General features: G+C 65.4%; 16 protein-coding genes. 8 read left to right on the forward strand and 8 right to left on the reverse strand.

Going from position 1 to position 15849, the window contains the following annotated elements; translation table 11 throughout:
• Positions 1 to 46: 46 nt before the first annotated feature.
• From RPB_RS06045 to RPB_RS06055, 3 genes are all read right to left on the reverse strand, one after another.
• Complete coding sequence (locus tag RPB_RS06045) at positions 47 to 307, reverse strand: YodC family protein (protein WP_041798004.1); 261 nt, start codon at positions 305 to 307, stop codon at positions 47 to 49.
• 80 nt (positions 308 to 387) lie between these two features.
• Positions 388 to 1020 carry a 7-carboxy-7-deazaguanine synthase gene (queE, locus tag RPB_RS06050; protein ID WP_011440097.1) on the reverse strand — a complete coding sequence of 211 codons (633 nt, stop codon included), beginning with the start codon at positions 1018 to 1020 and terminating at the stop codon, positions 388 to 390.
• Between the two features lie 13 nt (positions 1021 to 1033).
• A complete protein-coding gene (locus RPB_RS06055) occupies positions 1034 to 1486 on the reverse strand; it encodes a tRNA (cytidine(34)-2'-O)-methyltransferase (RefSeq protein WP_011440098.1) in 453 nt (150 codons plus the stop codon).
• A gap of 275 nt (positions 1487 to 1761) precedes the next feature.
• On the opposite strand from RPB_RS06055, the gene petA reads away from it, so the two are divergent.
• The 3 genes from petA to RPB_RS06070 all read left to right on the forward strand — a co-directional run bounded on the left by petA (position 1762) and on the right by RPB_RS06070 (position 5244).
• A complete protein-coding gene (gene petA / locus RPB_RS06060) occupies positions 1762 to 2289 on the forward strand; it encodes a ubiquinol-cytochrome c reductase iron-sulfur subunit (RefSeq protein ID WP_011440099.1) in 528 nt (175 codons plus the stop codon).
• A 45-nt stretch (positions 2290 to 2334) separates the two neighbouring features.
• The gene (locus RPB_RS06065; protein ID WP_011440100.1) at positions 2335 to 4404 is read left to right on the forward strand and encodes a cytochrome c1; all 2070 of its coding nucleotides are present in this window, start codon (positions 2335 to 2337) and stop codon (positions 4402 to 4404) included.
• Between the two features lie 165 nt (positions 4405 to 4569).
• Entirely contained in the window at positions 4570 to 5244 is a 675-nt protein-coding gene (locus RPB_RS06070; RefSeq protein WP_011440101.1) for a dienelactone hydrolase family protein, read from the forward strand.
• 377 nt (positions 5245 to 5621) lie between these two features.
• Here the strand turns inward: RPB_RS06070 and RPB_RS06080 are convergent, their stop codons facing one another.
• Together RPB_RS06080 and pdxH are read right to left on the reverse strand one after the other, a co-directional pair.
• Positions 5622 to 6398: an SDR family NAD(P)-dependent oxidoreductase gene (locus RPB_RS06080; RefSeq protein WP_011440103.1), complete on the reverse strand. Its 777-nt coding sequence runs from the start codon at positions 6396 to 6398 to the stop codon at positions 5622 to 5624.
• Positions 6395 to 7033, reverse strand: a complete 639-nt coding sequence (gene pdxH / locus RPB_RS06085; protein WP_011440104.1) for a pyridoxamine 5'-phosphate oxidase — start codon at positions 7031 to 7033, stop codon at positions 6395 to 6397. Before pdxH ends, RPB_RS06080 begins: the two co-directional genes overlap by 4 nt.
• A gap of 15 nt (positions 7034 to 7048) precedes the next feature.
• Between pdxH and RPB_RS06090 the strand changes: the two genes are divergently transcribed.
• A complete protein-coding gene (locus tag RPB_RS06090) occupies positions 7049 to 7543 on the forward strand; it encodes an RT0821/Lpp0805 family surface protein (RefSeq protein ID WP_011440105.1) in 495 nt (164 codons plus the stop codon).
• A 110-nt stretch (positions 7544 to 7653) separates the two neighbouring features.
• Positions 7654 to 8625, forward strand: a complete 972-nt coding sequence (locus RPB_RS06095) for a DnaJ C-terminal domain-containing protein (protein ID WP_011440106.1) — start codon at positions 7654 to 7656, stop codon at positions 8623 to 8625.
• Between the two features lie 106 nt (positions 8626 to 8731).
• Here the strand turns inward: RPB_RS06095 and RPB_RS06100 are convergent, their stop codons facing one another.
• From RPB_RS06100 to RPB_RS06110, 3 genes are all read right to left on the reverse strand, one after another.
• Entirely contained in the window at positions 8732 to 9553 is an 822-nt protein-coding gene (locus tag RPB_RS06100; protein ID WP_011440107.1) for an alpha/beta fold hydrolase, read from the reverse strand.
• A 366-nt stretch (positions 9554 to 9919) separates the two neighbouring features.
• Positions 9920 to 10690 carry an anti-sigma factor family protein gene (locus RPB_RS06105; protein WP_011440108.1) on the reverse strand — a complete coding sequence of 257 codons (771 nt, stop codon included), beginning with the start codon at positions 10688 to 10690 and terminating at the stop codon, positions 9920 to 9922.
• A 192-nt stretch (positions 10691 to 10882) separates the two neighbouring features.
• Complete coding sequence (locus tag RPB_RS06110) at positions 10883 to 11371, reverse strand: sigma-70 family RNA polymerase sigma factor (protein WP_041798585.1); 489 nt, start codon at positions 11369 to 11371, stop codon at positions 10883 to 10885.
• Positions 11372 to 11576: 205 nt separating this feature from the next.
• Here RPB_RS06110 and fabI point away from each other — a divergent pair, with 205 nt between their 5' ends.
• The 3 genes from fabI to RPB_RS06125 all read left to right on the forward strand — a co-directional run bounded on the left by fabI (position 11577) and on the right by RPB_RS06125 (position 15735).
• Positions 11577 to 12395, forward strand: coding sequence for an enoyl-ACP reductase FabI (fabI, locus tag RPB_RS06115; RefSeq protein ID WP_011440110.1), 819 nt, complete (start codon positions 11577 to 11579; stop codon positions 12393 to 12395).
• A 947-nt stretch (positions 12396 to 13342) separates the two neighbouring features.
• The gene (gene aroC, locus RPB_RS06120; RefSeq protein WP_011440111.1) at positions 13343 to 14428 is read left to right on the forward strand and encodes a chorismate synthase; all 1086 of its coding nucleotides are present in this window, start codon (positions 13343 to 13345) and stop codon (positions 14426 to 14428) included.
• Between the two features lie 107 nt (positions 14429 to 14535).
• On the forward strand, positions 14536 to 15735 hold the full coding sequence (locus RPB_RS06125) for an adenylate/guanylate cyclase domain-containing protein (protein ID WP_011440112.1): 1200 nt from the start codon (positions 14536 to 14538) through the stop codon (positions 15733 to 15735).
• Positions 15736 to 15849: the final 114 nt, after the last annotated feature.

Consider the following 15849-nt stretch of genomic DNA (forward strand, 5'->3'; position numbering starts at 1 on the left):
CCGCGAGACTCAGGGGGTAGACGTGACGAAATTGGACGGATGGCGCTCAGGCGACCTTGTTCGCCTCGGTGTCGTCCTCCGCGTCCTCCGCGTCCTCCGCGTCCTCCGCGTCGTCCTCGTCTTCTTCGTCTTCCTCTTCGTCGTCGATTTCGATCGCTTCGAGCACGGCGACTGGCAGGCTCTCGCGAAACAGATCGCCTTCCTCACCCATCCACACGCACACGACTTCTTCTGGACGGGCTTCCGCCACCGTCATTGCCTGGCCGCCGGATTTCAGGATCACGATGTCGCCCGCCTTAAAGACCATGTTCGGCTCCCGGTTGAGTGTTGACCACGCCATGACCCTAGCGGTTCGTCATGACACGCCAATCACGGCCAGGCGGCGGCCTACCTGATCCCGATCACCTTGTGGGTCTGCACGCTGAGCCGCCATTGTGGGTGGCGCAGGCAATAGTCGATCGCGCGGCGGGTATTGTCGTCCCGGTCGGGGCCGTCCATCGGCTGCAGCGAAAACCGCTCGAAATCCAGGCTCGTGAACTGTTCCGGCATGGCGTCCGGCTGCGGATAGACTAGCTTGAGTTCATTGCCGCACTGCACGCGTATCTGGGTACCGGCTTTTGGGCTCACACAAAGCCAGTCGATCCCGGCAGGCGGCTCGATCGTGCCATTGGTTTCGACTCCGACCTCGAAGCCCTGCTTGTGCAGTGCATCAATTAGTTCTGCGTCCAGCTGCAGCAACGGTTCGCCGCCGGTAATCACAACGTAGCGATCGGTGTCGGCGCCGACCCATTGCGCGGCGATGGTATCGGCGAGTTTCCCGGCGTCACCGTAGCGCCCGCCGAGCGTGCCGTCGGTGCCGACGAAGTCGGTATCGCAGAACTGGCAGACCGCGTCATGGCGATCCTGCTCGCGGCCTGTCCACAGATTGCATCCCGCGAACCTGCAAAACACCGATGCGCGACCGGCATGCGCGCCTTCGCCCTGCAGGGTGAGGAAGATCTCTTTGACCGCATAACTCACCGCGTCGTATCCTCTAACCTTGTCGGGTCTGGCGAAGCGCTTCGCCGACAACCAGCGCCGCGGCCATCGCGACGTTGAGCGAGCGAAACCCCGGCTGCATTGGAATCACGATGCGAGCGTCGGCCGCGGCGGCGACTTCGTCCGGCACGCCAGCGCTTTCCCGGCCCAGTAGCAGCACGTCAGTAGATTGATAACGCTGTTCGAGATAGGGCGTTACGCCTTTCGTTGTAAGCAAAATCACGCGGCAGTCCGCGTCTTTCCTCCATTGCTCGAATTTTGACCAGGAATCGTGCCGGACGATGGTGATCTGATCCAGATAGTCCATTCCCGCACGACGGAAATGCCGATCCGATGTCGGGAAACCGGCGGGCTCGATGATGTGAGCTTCGACGTTCAAACAGGCGCAAAACCGAAGCAGAGTCCCGGTATTCTGCGGAATGTCGGGCTGGTACAGGGCGATCCGCATTCCGTAATGCTCCCAAGCAACTGAATCATAACTCGCAGTGTGCACGACATTGCGTCCGAACCGTTCGGGCCGTGCTGATTAGCCCTTCGCGGGCTTGCGCTCTACCGGCAAGGGTGCCAATAGATCGATTCTGAACTGTCTGTTTCTACCTGACCGGCTGTGATAGCGGCCAAGGGATGCGTGGGCTGCGGACTTCGGCGGCTCTCCCTCGGACGATCGTTTCGCATCTTGCCGAGACCGCGACGCCGGCCGCAGATATGAAAGGGCTTTGGATCGTGACGACAGAGACTTCGGCGGAACCGACACGCCGTGATTTTCTCTACATCGCAACCGGCGCTGTGGCCGCAGTCGGCGCAGCAGCGGCCGTGTGGCCGTTCATCGCCCAGATGAACCCGGACGCATCGACCATCGCCGCCGGTGCACCGATCGAAGTCGATCTGACTCCGATCGCCGAAGGGCAGGACATCAAGGTGTTCTGGCGCGGCCAGCCGATCTTCGTCATGAACCGCACGCAGAAGCAGGTCGACGAAGCGCGTGCGGTGAAACTGTCGGCGCTGCCCGACCCGCAGACCGATGAAGAGCGCACCAAGGCAGGCCACGAGAAGTGGCTGGTGGTCGTCGGCATCTGCACCCATCTGGGCTGCATTCCGATCGCCCATGAAGGTCTGTTCGACGGATTCTTCTGCCCCTGCCACGGCTCGCAATACGACAGCTCCGGTCGTATCCGTCAGGGGCCCGCGCCTCTGAACCTGCCGGTTCCGCCCTACCAATTCGTCTCCGACACCAAAATCCAGATCGGCTGACGCCTCCCGACCAGCGTCGCTATATCCCTTGCTTAGGATCGCATCATGAGCGGACCATCGACCTATCAGCCGCAGAGCCCCTTCATGAAGTGGCTCGAGCAACGCCTGCCGATCGCCGGGCTGGTTCATTCGTCGTTCATTGCCTACCCCACGCCGCGCAACCTGAACTACTGGTGGACGTTCGGCGCCATTCTCTCGATGATGCTGGCGGTGCAGATCATCACCGGCATCGTGCTGGCGATGCACTACACGCCGCACGTCGACTTCGCCTTCGACTCGGTCGAGCGGATCGTTCGCGACGTCAACTACGGCTGGCTGCTGCGCAACACCCACGCGGCCGGCGCGTCGATGTTCTTCATCGCGGTCTACATCCACATGTTCCGCGGCCTGTATTACGGGTCGTACAAGGCGCCGCGTGAAGTGCTCTGGATCCTCGGCGTGATCATCTACCTGCTTATGATGGCGACCGGCTTCATGGGCTATGTGCTTCCCTGGGGCCAGATGAGCTTCTGGGGCGCCACCGTGATCACCAACCTGTTCTCGGCGGTCCCGTTCGTCGGCGACAGCATCGTGACCTTGCTGTGGGGCGGCTATTCGGTCGGCAACCCGACCCTGAACCGGTTCTTCTCGCTGCACTATCTGCTGCCCTTCGTGATTGCCGGCGTGGTCGTGCTGCACGTCTGGGCGTTGCACGTCACCGGTCAGAACAACCCGACCGGCGTCGAGCCGAAGACCGAGAAGGACACGGTCGCGTTCACGCCCTACGCGACGATGAAGGACGTGTTCGGCATGTCCTGCTTCCTGCTGTTCTTTTCCTGGTTCATTTTCTACATGCCGAACTATCTCGGTGAGGCCGACAACTACATTCCGGCGAATCCGGGCGTGACGCCGCCGCATATCGTTCCGGAATGGTACTACCTGCCGTTCTACGCGATCCTGCGGTCGATCCCGAACAAGCTGATGGGCGTCGTGGCGATGTTCGGCGCCATCATCGTGCTGCTGTTCCTGCCCTGGCTCGACAGCGCCAAGGTGCGCTCGTCGCGCTACCGGCCGCTGGCGAAGCGGTTCTTCTGGGGCTTCGTGGTGGTCTGCATCATGCTCGGATGGCTCGGCTCGAAGCCGGCGGAGGGCATCTACACGGTCCTCGCCCGCGTCTTCACCTTCGCCTATTTCGCCTACTTCCTGATCGTGTTGCCGCTACTGTCCAGGGTCGAGAAGACGCTGCCGCTGCCGAACTCGATCTCGGAGGACGTGCTGAGCAAGGGCAAGACGGCGGGAGCAACCGCGGCGAGCCTGCTCGCCCTGGTGATGGCCGGGACGCTGATGTTCGGCGGGGTGCAGAGCGCCAAGGCGGCGGAAGGCGGCGAGAGTCCGCCGTCGCTGGAGTGGAGCTTTGCCGGCCCGTTCGGCACCTACGATCGCCCCCAATTGCAGCGCGGCTTCAAGATCTACAAGGAGGTGTGCTCCGCCTGTCACTCGCTGAAGTTGCTGCAGTATCGCAACCTCGCCGAGCCGGGTGGACCGGGCTTCACGATCGAACAGGCCAAGGCGATCGCCGCCGAAGCCTCGATCAAGGACGGCCCGAACGACGCCGGCGAAATGTTCGAACGCCCCGGCCGGCTCGCCGACACCTTCCATTCGCCGTTCCCGAACGAGCAGGCGGCGCGCTCGGCCAATGGCGGTGCGGTTCCGCCGGACATGTCGCTGCTCGCCAAGGCGCGTTCCTATCCGCGTGGCTTCCCGCAGTTCGTGTTCGACTTCTTCACCCAGTTCCAGGAGCAGGGCCCGAACTACATCGATGCGCTGCTTCAGGGTTATCAGGACACGCCGCCGGAGGGCTTCACGCTGCCGGACGGGGCTTACTACAACAAGTGGTATCCGGGCCATTCGATCAAAATGCCGCCGCCGATTTCGGACGGTCAGGTGAGCTTCGACGACGGCAGCCCGGAGACCGTGCCGCAATATGCCAAGGACGTCACGGCTTTCCTGATGTGGGCTGCCGAGCCGCATCTCGAAGCCCGCAAGCGCCTCGGTCTGCAGGTCATGATCTTCCTGATCATCCTCAGCGGCCTGCTGTACTTCACCAAGCGCAAGATCTGGTCGAACGTGCACTGAACTCGGTCGACGAGAGTGCAGACGACGAACGCGTGACAGAAAGCCCCTTCGGGGGCTTTTTTGTTATGCGGAGTCCGCGATCTGCCGTGGCGACTCCGGCGATTGCATCTTTCAATCCCCGCGGACACAATGTGCTCAACGAAGTGCAACTCACGTGGAGGAAACATGGGCACGATCATCACCTTCAAGCGTCCCGACGGTCAGGATGCCAGCGGCTATCTCGCCAATGCCGCGCGCGGCAACGCCCCGGGCGTCGTCGTGATTCAGGAATGGTGGGGCCTGTCCGAACAGATCAAGGGACTGACTGATCGTTTCGCGCTCGCCGGCTTCGATGCGCTGGCGCCGGATCTCTACAACGGCAAGGTGGTGCCCTATCACGACACGGACGCCGCTAACAAAGAGATGAGCTCACTCGATTTCATGGACGCGACCACACAGACCGTGCGCGGCGCGGCCGGCTATCTGGCACGCAACGGCGCCAAGGTAGGTCTCACCGGATTCTGTCTCGGCGGCGCCGTCACGGTGATCGGCGCGTGCAAAATCCCCGAACTGAGTGCAGCGGTTGTGTTCTACGGCATCCCCCCGGAACAGGCGGCGAAACCGTCCGACGTCCGCGTGCCGATGCAGGGCCACTTCGCCAATCGCGACGATTGGTGCACGCCGCAAGTGGTCGACGCGTTCGAGAAAGGGCTGAAAGAGGCGGGAAAGAGCGCGGAATTCTTCCGTTACGATGCCGATCACGCCTTCGTCAACGAACAGCGCGCCGCAGTGCACGATCGAGAGGCCGCGGAACTCGCGTGGTCGCGCGCCACGGCATTCTTTGGAAAGCATCTCGGCTGATTGGCCGCTGCCGCTAAAATTTGAGCATTCGTCTGAAGGGTTGGAAGAAGAGTTTGCTGCCATAAGCCTGTCACATCTACGAGGACAGCAATGGTTGAGAAAGTTGTAACACCACGTCGCAACGTCATCGACCTCGCGGACTATCAGCGAGCGCAGCGACCGAGTCAGACAACAGCGATGAGCGGCCGCTTCTGCCGCCACTGCGGCGCACCGCTGTTCGAGGGCGATTCCGAGGACGACTGCTCGAGCGCAGGCATCGCCCTGCAGAGTCCCGGCCGCGCGCGATCGCCGCGCCGCTTTCGCGCCGACTGACCATCGACAAAAACGGCGGGGCGATCGCTCGCCCCGCCGCCACTATCAGGACAGAGTCGACGTCGCTACACGTGCTGGCCGCCGTTGATGTGGATCTCGGCGCCGTTCACATAGGACGACGTCTCCGTGCACAGCACGTAGATGATCTTGGCCACTTCGTCCGGCGTGCCGAGGCGGCGCATCGGGATGTCTTCCTCGACGATCTTCTCGGTGCCGGGCGACAGGATCGAGGTGTCGATCTCACCCGGGGCGATCGAATTCACCCGCACCCCGATGCGGCCGAAATCCGACGCCATTTCGCGCGTCAGCGCGGCGAGAGCGGCCTTCGACGTCGCGTAGGCGGCGCCGGCGAACGGATGCACCCGCGAGCCCGCGATCGAGGTGACGTTGACGACCGAGCCCTTCGCGGCCTTGAGTTCCTCGATCAGCCCCCGCGCCATCATGATCGGCGCGAAGAAGTTGACGTGGAAGACGTGCTCCCAGGTGTCCATTTCGGTGTCGATCGAGCCGAGCCGGCCGCCGCCGGCTGCCTTCGGTGAGATCGCGGCGTTGTTGACCAGCGCGTGGAGCTGATCGCCGTCGAGCCGCTCACGGATCTCGTCGATTCCGCGCAGCGTGTCGGCGCGGTCGCCCAGATTGATCTGGATGTGATCCTCGGGGCCGGCGCCCCACGGGCATTCCTCCGGGAACGGATGGCGCGAACAGGTGATCACCCGCCACCCGGCGCTGGAGAAGCGGATCACGGTGGCATGGCCGATTCCACGGCTCGCGCCGGTCAGAATCATGGTCCGGCGCTGCGCATTGCTATCCTGCGCGCGTGGCTTCGGGGTGTCGGGGCTCATGGATACAGCCTTGTCTTGGTCCAGGGTTGGGCCGGGGTGTCCCGGTTGAATTCGATGCGGTCGTGCAGCCGGAACGGGCGATCGTGCCAGAATTCGACCCGCGACGGCGTGATCCGCCATCCGCTCCAGCCCGGCGGGCGGGGAACCTCGCCGATCAGATAGCGCGCGGCGACCTTGGCGATCGCCTGCTCGAACGCGAAACGGCTTTCGAGCGGTTGTGACTGTTTGCTGGCCCAGGCGCCGATCTGGGCCTGCTTCGGCCTCGTGGCGAAATAGGCATCCGCCTCGGCGTCGCTCACCGGCGTCACCGTGCCCCGGATCCGCACCTGCCGACGCAGCGACTTCCAGTGAAACAGCAGCGCCGCCTTGGGGTTGGCGGTGAGTTCGCGGCCCTTCTGGCTGGCGATGTGGCTGTAGAAGACGAAGCCGTCGGCGTCGTAGCCCTTCATCAGCACCATCCGGACGTCGGGCAGGCCGTCGGAATCCACCGTCGCGAGCGCCATCGCGTTCGGGTCGTTGGGCTCGGACCGATCCGCCTCTGCAAGCCATTCAGCAAACAACTCAAACGGATTCTCCGCCGCGGTGAAATCACCCGACGTTAACTGACTCTGTTGTTTGATGGAGGTATCGCTCATGCGAGGGAATCCGACTTGTGCTTCGCCGCCATCCGGAACGCGCTGGCAGCTCTGTATAGGCCAGACCTATATAGGGCACGCAATTGCGTTGGCCTATCGACGATAGCGATTCTAACGGCCTCGGGCTTGGGCGGCTGCAGCGTCGGAGGCAAGGATGCGGCGTTTGCCCAAATGGACAGCAGCGACTTCACAGGCTCGATCCGCGCCTTGACGCCGCCTGCCGAGAACGGCCCGACCGAGGCCGACCTGGCACTGGCGCGCATGGCGGCGTCCGATGTGTTGACCAAGGGCGACAAGGATTCCAGTCAGCCGTGGGAGAATCCTGCGACCGGCGCGCGCGGCTCTGTCACGCCGCTCGCGGCGGCCTATACGGCCGACGGTCGCTCCTGCCGCGATTTTCTCGCCAGCTACGTCAAGGACAGATCGGAAAGCTGGATGCAGGGCGCGGCCTGCCGCTCGGCGCAGGGGCATTGGGAAATCCGCTCGCTGAAACCATGGCGACGCAGCTGACGCACGGCGAATGCGGCCGATAGCGGTTGCAAAAGCGACACAAACATCCCAGATGAAGCGCCATTGGGCGGTCTGCCCATCATGTGAATTCCTTCAAGGAGACGAGACGGATGCGCGACCCCTATGAGGTCCTGGGGGTGCAGCGGGACGCCAGCGCTTCGGCGATCAAGAGCGCCTACCGCAAGCTGGCCAAGAAGCATCACCCCGACGCCAACGCCAACGACCCGAAGGCCGCCGCCCGCTTCGCCGAAGTCAATTCGGCCAATGAGATCATCGGCGACGAGGCCAAACGCAAGCAATACGACCGCGGCGAGATCGACGCCGAGGGCAAGCCGCGATTCCAGGGCTTCCCCGGTGGCGGTGGCGCGCGCGGCGGTCGCGCTGGCGGCGGCGGTTTCGAGCAACACAACTTCCGTAACGCTGGCGGCGGCTTCGCGGGTGGCGGCGGGGCCGGCTTCGAAGATATCCTGAACTCGATGTTCGGCGGCGCGGCCGGCATGCGCGGTGGTCCGCGCGGCGGCGCGCAGGGATTCGATTTCGACACCGGCGGCTTCGCCCCGGACCTCGACCAGACTGTCGCGATGACCGTGACGCTGGAAGAGGCGGCCAAGGGCACCGAAAAGCGCGTCCGGCTGCCGACCGGCAAGGAGCTCAACGTCAAGATTCCGGCGGGCGTCAGCTCCGGCCAGCAGATCCGGCTGAAAGGTCAGGGCGAAAGTGCGCCCGGCCACCGTCCCGGCGATCTGCTGATCACCGTTAACTACGCCGCGCATCCCCACTTCAAGGTCGACGGCAACGATCTGCGGCTCGAACTGCCGATTACGCTGTACGAGGCGGTGCTCGGCGCCAAGGTACGGGTGCCGACGCTCACCGGCGCGATCGAACTGTCGATCCCGAAGAACACCTCGAGCGGGCGGACCTTCCGGCTCAAGGGCAAGGGGCTGCCCAAGAACGGCGCGGCGGGCGACCTGTTCGTCACCACGCGGATCGTGCTGCCGGACGGTCATGACGCCGAGCTGGAAGCGCTGATGCAGAAGTGGCGCGACGGTCACCCGTATCACCCGCGGAGCGACTTGGCCTGAGCCTACTCGTCATTGCGAGGAGCGAAGCGACGACGCAATCCGGCCCGGTGCACTGAGCTGGATTGCTTCGCTTCGCTCGCAATGACGGCTGGTGCGGCGGCTTTATCTAAGCGTTCGCCTCCGTCACGAACGCATCGAGCAGCGCGTTGAAGCGCTTCGCCTGTTCCCATTGCGGCAGATGGCCGGCGTCGTCGATCACCTGCACCCGGCCACGCCACAAGGTCGGCATCGTCAGCGTGTCGAAATAGGCGCCGTTGACGAGCTGTTCCTCGGCGCCGTGCAGCACGGCGAGCGGCTGCTTCAGGTCGGCGGCGACAGCCACCTCGTCGCGATAGCCGCCGGGCCGGATGCTGGCGGCGAGCTGGCCGCGGGCGCGGCCGTCGGTGCGCAGCACGTCGGCCACCATCTCCGCCGGCAGTTCGCCGACGCCCGGCCGGAACGCGGCGGCGACATAGGCGCGCGCCTGGTCTTCGTCGAGTTCGGGCTGGAAGGTGTAGGCCATCGCCGGCGTCGGCAGGAACGCCCGGTCCATCGCCGGCGGAAAGCTGATCGGCGGGGCGCCGAAGATCGCAAAGCCGCGGGCCTGTGCGAGGTCGGGCGCGGCCTCCAGCACGATGTGCCCGCCGAGGCTCCAGCCGACGAAAATCGCATCTGCGGCGTCGAGCCTGGCCACGACCTGGCGCAAAACGGCGGCATAGCCGGGCAGGTTGTAGGTGCCGGCCGGATCGGCCGCATCGTCCGACTCGCCGTGGCCGGGCAGATCGGGCACCAGGATGCGATATTTGGCGCCGAGCGGGCTGTCGAGCTGCGGCGCGAAGGCGCGTGAGGAGGCCGAATTGCCGTGAATGAGGACGATGGTCGGTCCGCTGCCGGCGGACTGGCGGTAGGCGATCCGTCCAATGGACGTCTCGATCGTCTGGGTCTGCATGGATGGTGTCCCTTCGCACTTGCGGTGGGGATACAATACCAGCGTACCGGATTTGGGAAGGCCGCGCCGCGGCTGCGGCAGGTCTTCGGCCTGGAAGGGGTGCGGCCTCGGCGCGGGGGATCAGCGCGACCCCGGCCAAGGCCGCAGTGCGCCGATCGGCGGATCAGACGCGACCCAAAGATCATGAGTTCGTCAGACGATAGTGAGGCGCAGCGATGGTGGAATCGGCGATTATCAATGTCGAAATTGGGACCGAGGCCAATTCCGGGTCAATAACGGTTGCCGGCTCGAACTAATTGCTGACCGGATATTGCTGACCGGATCAGGATCTCTTCCGAAAACCGGCACCCACTTTTCGGCATCATGCTAACCGCCGTTGCTGTCGGTCTGCGCGTAGACCTGCTGCGCCACCTGGCGCAGTCGCTCTTTGTCGATCGGACCCGACAGCACGTAGCCGACGCCGCGATCGGCCCAGAACATCGCGCCGTCGCGGTGATCGCTGGCGTAGCGCATCTGCGTCGTGTCGGTATCGGCACGGGAGGTGTACAGCGTGAAGCGCTCGCCGTTGGCGCTCTCGTACATCAGGAACGCCGCCGGGGCGTCGGGCCCGGGCAGCAGCCGCCCGCCGATCAGCTTCAGCCCACTGCCTTCGAGTTCGGGCGCCTTGACCGGATAACCGACGCGCTTCGACAGCCATTGCTGCAGATGTGCGCGTTCGGAGCCCTCGACCTCGACGGGGTGGCGAACCTCGACGACGTAGAGCCGGTGCGCATCGAGCGCATCGACGGTGAAGCTGCGGAAGGCGTTCGGCGTTGCCGCCGCGCCGTGTGCGAACCAGCCCGCGCCGCCGCCGGCGATGAACGCCGCCAGCGTCGCCGCGATGGCGCCGGCGATCCAGCGTCGCGGTGGGCTCTCCAGCCGGGCGAGTTGCAGCCGCGGCGGCACCGGCTCGTCGAGCACCCGGTCGTAGCGGGCGTGCAGCGCCTCGGCCATCGCGCGCCACGACGCGACGCGTTCGGCGTCCGCCGGATGCGTCGCCAGCCAAGCCTCGACGTCGCCGCGCCGCTCGGCCGGCAGTTCGCCGTCGACATAGGCGTGCAGTTCGTCTTCGGTCACGGGGATCTCGGGGTCAGTCATGGGCACAACTCTTCAGCGTCAAAACATGATCGGCGTCATCCTGAGGAGCCGTCGCGCAGCGACGGCCTCGAAGGATGGGCCCGTGTGTTGCGGCGCATCCTTCGAGGCTCGCCGCAAGCGGCGAGCACCCCGGATCAAGTCCGGGGCAGGCTCTCAGGAGGACGGCCCCGATCTGCGGCTGACGATGCATCATCATTTCACCCGCCTCAGCATCGGCTTCTCGCCATCCAGGCTGGCGCGGATATGGGCGCGGGCGCGGGCGAGACGGGACATCACGGTGCCGATCGGCACCCCCTGAATGTCCGCGACCTCGCGGTAGCTCAGACCTTCCAGCGCCACCAGCAGCAGCGCCGCCCGCTGCTCCTCGACCAGGGTCGCCAAGGCACGGGCGATATCGCCGCCCTCGGCCTCGGTTCCGCTGGCGTCGGCGCCGGTATCGGTCCACGGCATCAAGGTCGGTCGACGCGCCAGCGCGCGACGGCGGTTGCGGTTGAGATTGGTCAGAATGGTGTACAGCCAGCTCCGCAAATCGCCGCCGAGAAACAGCTTTTCCGAGCGCAGCGCCCGCACCAGCGTGTCCTGCACCAGATCGTCGGCAATATCGGTGTCGCGCGCCAGCGCGCGGGCGTATCGCCGCAACGCCGGAATCATCGCCTCGACCCCGTCCCGAAACTCGTTCATCGCTCCGATCGCCCCGACCTGGCTTTCCATGCGGCCGTGTCCCGACGATGTCGGCGGCGCCGGGAATCATAACACCAGCGCAGGGCAGCTATTCCATCGCCCCAAGAATGCGCCAAAACGGCTGAATTTGCTGCGAAAATGGGGGCTGTACCCGGCCCGGCCGCTGGTGTAGGTCCAGAGCCCAATCAAGGCGATAGGATACGACATGGTGACCGGTTCGGGTCTGATGCAAGGCAAGCGTGGGGTGATTCTGGGCGTGGCCAACAACCGCTCGATCGCCTGGGGCATCGCCAAGGCCTGCCGCGCCCATGGCGCGGAGATCGCGCTGACCTGGCAGGGCGACGCGCTGAAGAAGCGGGTGATGCCGCTGGCGGCCGAACTCGACGGCATTTTGGTCGGGCATTGCGACGTCACCGATCCGGCCACCATCGATGCGGTGTTCGACGAACTGAAGGCGAAATGGGGCAAGATCGACTTCGTCGTCCATGCCATCGCGTTCTCCGACAAGGACCAGCTCGACGGCCGTTATGTCGAGACCACCGCCGACAACTTCTCCAAGACGATGCTGATCTCGTGCTATTCGCTGACCGCGATCGCGCAGCGCGCCGAGAAGCTGATGCCGGACGGCGGCTCGATCCTGACGCTGACCTATTACGGCGCCGAGAAGTGGATGCCGCATTACAACGTGATGGGCGTCGCCAAGGCCGCGCTCGAAGCCAGCGTGCGTTACCTCGCGGCCGATCTCGGCGAGAAGAACATCCGCGTCAACGCGATCTCGGCCGGCCCGATCAAGACGCTGGCGGCGTCGGGCATCGGCGACTTCCGCTACATCCTGAAATGGAACGAATACAATTCGCCGATGCGGCGCACGGTGACGATCGAGGAGGTCGGCGACAGCGCGCTGTATTTCCTGTCCGGCCTGTCGCGCGGCGTCACCGGCGAAATCCACCACGTCGATTCCGGCTACCACGTCGTCGGCATGAAGCGCCCCGACGCGCCGGACATTTCGCTGGCGAAGGACTGAGCGCGGCGACCATCTCCGAGCCATCATCCTGAGGTGCTCGCCCGCAAGGGCGAGCCTCGAAGGATGCGGACACGCGCACAGCCGGTGCCTTGCGGCCCATCCTTCGAGGCTCGCTGTGCTCGCACCCCGGATCAAGTCCGGGGCAGGCTCTCAGGATGACGGAGCGCAAGTCGAGGACCTGCACCCGCTGGCGTTTTCACTTATCAAACAGCCACGCCAATTTGTTCTCGCGGCGCCTAAGCGTCCGAGGTGTGCACCCGTCGCTTCACAGCGAGGGGTGGGGGCGCGCCGGTCGGCGCGGGGTTTGGTGGTGGTTCTCGCGATCACTTCTTGCGAAGGATCGCGCATCGCCTTCCGGCGCGCCCACCGCGGCGCTTTCTGTCTTCGGGCCCGTGCTTCCGTTGACAGGCAAGGGTAATGAAACCCCACGGTCCGGCGGATTACGCCGCCTTCGCCTGCCCCCGTGCAGCGAACTAACAAGTCGCAGAGCCTCGTTGTAGGCCCGGACGGGTCCCCGAAGCCTCCCGGACGCGTGCTTGCGAGGCACAGCGCGCAGGACGCCGCGTCCATCCGATCCCACCGGCACAGCGCCGGCTTCATCGAACCATCGTTCCGGACCGGTTGCCCGGCCCGCCGATCTGTCCCGCTTCAAAAGCGCCCTCGAGAAGCGCCCCTCACGGACAGGACGATGCGGACTATAATCATAATAGGATTATTGTCAAGAGGTGAGCGGCGTCTTCCTTCTCCCCTCGTGGGAGAAGGTGGCGCGGACGCAGTCCGCGTCGGATGAGGGGGCGGCCGCGCCAATCTCCTATGCACTGCACGTGGCACCCCCTCACCCGGCGAGCTTCGCTCGCCACCCTCTCCCACAAGGGGAGAGGGTCGGTTTGACCCTGTCCGGCCGGCGCGTTACCACACCGGCGCATGTCTCGAGAGGCGGGTCCGCCATGTCGTTCAATACCTTCGGCCACATGTTTCGTGTCACCACGTTCGGCGAAAGCCACGGGGTGGCGATCGGCTGCGTGGTCGACGGCTGTCCGCCGCTGATCCCGCTGACCGAGGCCGACATCCAGGGCGACCTCGACCGCCGCCGGCCGGGGCAGTCGCGCTTCACCACGCAGCGCCAGGAAGCCGACCAGGTGAAGATCCTGTCCGGCGTGATGGCGCATCCGGAGACCGGCGTGCAGGTCACCACCGGGACGCCGATCGCGCTCTTGATCGAGAACACCGACCAGCGCTCCAAGGATTATTCCGAGATCCAGAACAAGTTTCGGCCCGGCCATGCCGACTTCACCTATGAGGCGAAATACGGCATCCGCGACTATCGCGGCGGCGGCCGCTCCTCGGCGCGCGAGACCGCGACCCGCGTCGCCGCCGGCGCGGTGGCGCGCAAGGTGATCGCCGGCATGACCGTGCGCGGCGCGCTGGTGCAGATCGGCCCGCACCAGATCGACCGCGACAAATGGGACTGGGCCGAGATCGGCAACAACCCGTTCTTCTGCCCCGACAAGGACAAGGCGGCGTTCTTCGCCGATTATCTCGACGGCATCCGCAAGAGCGGCTCGTCGATCGGCGCGGTGATCGAAGTGGTCGCCGAAGGCGTGCCCGCGGGCCTCGGCGCGCCGATCTACGCCAAGCTCGACACCGACCTCGCCGCGGCGCTGATGAGCATCAACGCGGTCAAGGGCGTCGAGATCGGCGACGGCTTCGCCACCGCGGCGCTGACCGGCGAGGAGAACGCTGACGAGATGCGGATGGGCAATGCCGGCCCGCAATTTCTGTCGAACCATGCGGGCGGCATTTTGGGCGGCATCTCCACGGGGCAGCCGGTGGTGGCGCGGTTCGCGGTGAAGCCGACCTCGTCGATCCTGTCGCCGCGCAAGACCATCGATCGCGCCGGCCACGACACCGATATCCTGACCAAGGGCCGCCACGACCCCTGCGTCGGCATCCGCGCGGTCCCGGTCGGCGAGGCGATGGTCGCCTGCGTGCTGGCCGATCATCTGCTGCGCCACCGCGGGCAGGTCGGCTAGATCGCCTCGGAGGCGCCGCGGCGTGTGCGCCGGCAGCGGCATGGCTGGGGATCTGCCATGAACGGTACCCCGGTCCCAAAGCCGATGCGTTCCGCTAGGATGGCCCGATGCAGTCACAACCATTTCACGACCTGATCGACTGGCTGATCGACGGCGCGCGCTCCGAGGCCGAGCCGGTCGCCATGATGACGCGCACCTGCGAGCGGCTGGTCGCGGCCGGGCTGCCGCTGCACCGTGTCGGCGTCTTCGTCGAAACGCTGCATCCGGACATCTATGGCTACGGCTTCGTCTGGCGCGACGGGCAGGGGATCGTCACCAGCGAAACCACGGTGGACGTCGAGAGCCTGGAAGAATATCAGCGCAGTCCGCTGAAGCTGATGTACGACAGCGGCGGCGAAGTCCGGTTTCGTCTCGACGACCCCGCCAGCAGGGCGTACCCGTTTTTCGACGATATGCGCGGCGAAGGCGTCACCGACTATCTGGCGCTGCCGCTGACTTTCATGGACCGCAGTATCAACGGCGCCAGCTTCAGCACGCGACGGCCGGGCGGTTTCAGCGACGACGAACTGGTCGCGTTGCGGCGGCTCACCGGGCCGCTGGCACGGCTGATCGAGGTGATCAGCCTGCGCGCGATCGCCACGACGCTGCTCGACACTTATGTCGGCAACCGTGCCGGCGCACGCATCCTCGCCGGCCAGATCCGGCGCGGCCACACCGACACCATGCGCACGGCGATCTGGCTGTCGGACCTGCGTGGTTTCACCGCGCTGTCGGACCGGCTGCCGCCGGAGGTCGTGGTCAAGCTGCTCAACGCTTACTTCGATTGCCAGGTCGGACCGATCCTGCGCAATGGCGGCGAGGTGCTGAAATTCATGGGCGACGGCCTGCTGGCGGTGTTTCCGATCGCCGCCGACGGCGGCGACGAAGCCGACGTCTGCGCCCGGATGCTCGCCGCCGCGCATGAATGCCGCGGCACCGTCGCGGCGATGAACTACATCGAGGGCAACCACATCATCGAGGGCTTCCGTTTCGGCGTCGCGCTGCATGTCGGCTCGGTGCTCTACGGCAATATCGGCGGCGGCAACCGGCTCGACTTCACCTGCATCGGGCCCGCCGTCAATCTCGCCGCCCGGCTGGAGCGGATCGCCGGACGGCTCGGCCGCACCGTCGTCGCCTCGTCGGATTTCATCGGCCTGTGCGGCGAGGGCTTCGTCGAACTCGGCGAGTTCCCGATCGACGGACTGTCGCACACCGAGCGGGTCTACGGTCTCGAAGTCGAGACGCTGCAGGCGGCGGAGGGATTGTAGATCGGCGCTCCCTCGCCCCGCTCTTGCGGGGAGAGGGTTGGGGTGAGGGGCGACGCGAGTCTCTGACTCTCGGCCTCGCGGAGACGCCCCCTCACCCGGATCATCGCTGCGCGC

Origin of the sequence: Rhodopseudomonas palustris HaA2 (genome assembly GCF_000013365.1) — a bacterium.
Classification (GTDB): domain Bacteria; phylum Pseudomonadota; class Alphaproteobacteria; order Rhizobiales; family Xanthobacteraceae; genus Rhodopseudomonas; species Rhodopseudomonas palustris_J.

Bases quoted from the DNA above. Each gene is read 5' to 3' on its own strand.
- RPB_RS06045 (WP_041798004.1), bottom strand. From the start codon at position 307: ATGGTCTTTAAGGCGGGCGACATCGTGATCCTGAAATCCGGCGGCCAG.
- RPB_RS06055 (WP_011440098.1), bottom strand. From the start codon at position 1,486: ATGCGGATCGCCCTGTACCAGCCCGACATTCCGCAGAATACCGGGACT.
- RPB_RS06065 (WP_011440100.1), top strand. From the start codon at position 2,335: ATGAGCGGACCATCGACCTATCAGCCGCAGAGCCCCTTCATGAAGTGG.
- RPB_RS06070 (WP_011440101.1), top strand. From the start codon at position 4,570: ATGGGCACGATCATCACCTTCAAGCGTCCCGACGGTCAGGATGCCAGC.
- RPB_RS06080 (WP_011440103.1), bottom strand. From the start codon at position 6,398: ATGAGCCCCGACACCCCGAAGCCACGCGCGCAGGATAGCAATGCGCAG.
- pdxH (WP_011440104.1), bottom strand. From the start codon at position 7,033: ATGAGCGATACCTCCATCAAACAACAGAGTCAGTTAACGTCGGGTGAT.
- RPB_RS06095 (WP_011440106.1), top strand. From the start codon at position 7,654: ATGCGCGACCCCTATGAGGTCCTGGGGGTGCAGCGGGACGCCAGCGCT.
- RPB_RS06100 (WP_011440107.1), bottom strand. From the start codon at position 9,553: ATGCAGACCCAGACGATCGAGACGTCCATTGGACGGATCGCCTACCGC.
- RPB_RS06105 (WP_011440108.1), bottom strand. From the start codon at position 10,690: ATGACTGACCCCGAGATCCCCGTGACCGAAGACGAACTGCACGCCTAT.
- RPB_RS06110 (WP_041798585.1), bottom strand. From the start codon at position 11,371: ATGAACGAGTTTCGGGACGGGGTCGAGGCGATGATTCCGGCGTTGCGG.
- fabI (WP_011440110.1), top strand. From the start codon at position 11,577: ATGGTGACCGGTTCGGGTCTGATGCAAGGCAAGCGTGGGGTGATTCTG.
- aroC (WP_011440111.1), top strand. From the start codon at position 13,343: ATGTCGTTCAATACCTTCGGCCACATGTTTCGTGTCACCACGTTCGGC.
- RPB_RS06125 (WP_011440112.1), top strand. From the start codon at position 14,536: ATGCAGTCACAACCATTTCACGACCTGATCGACTGGCTGATCGACGGC.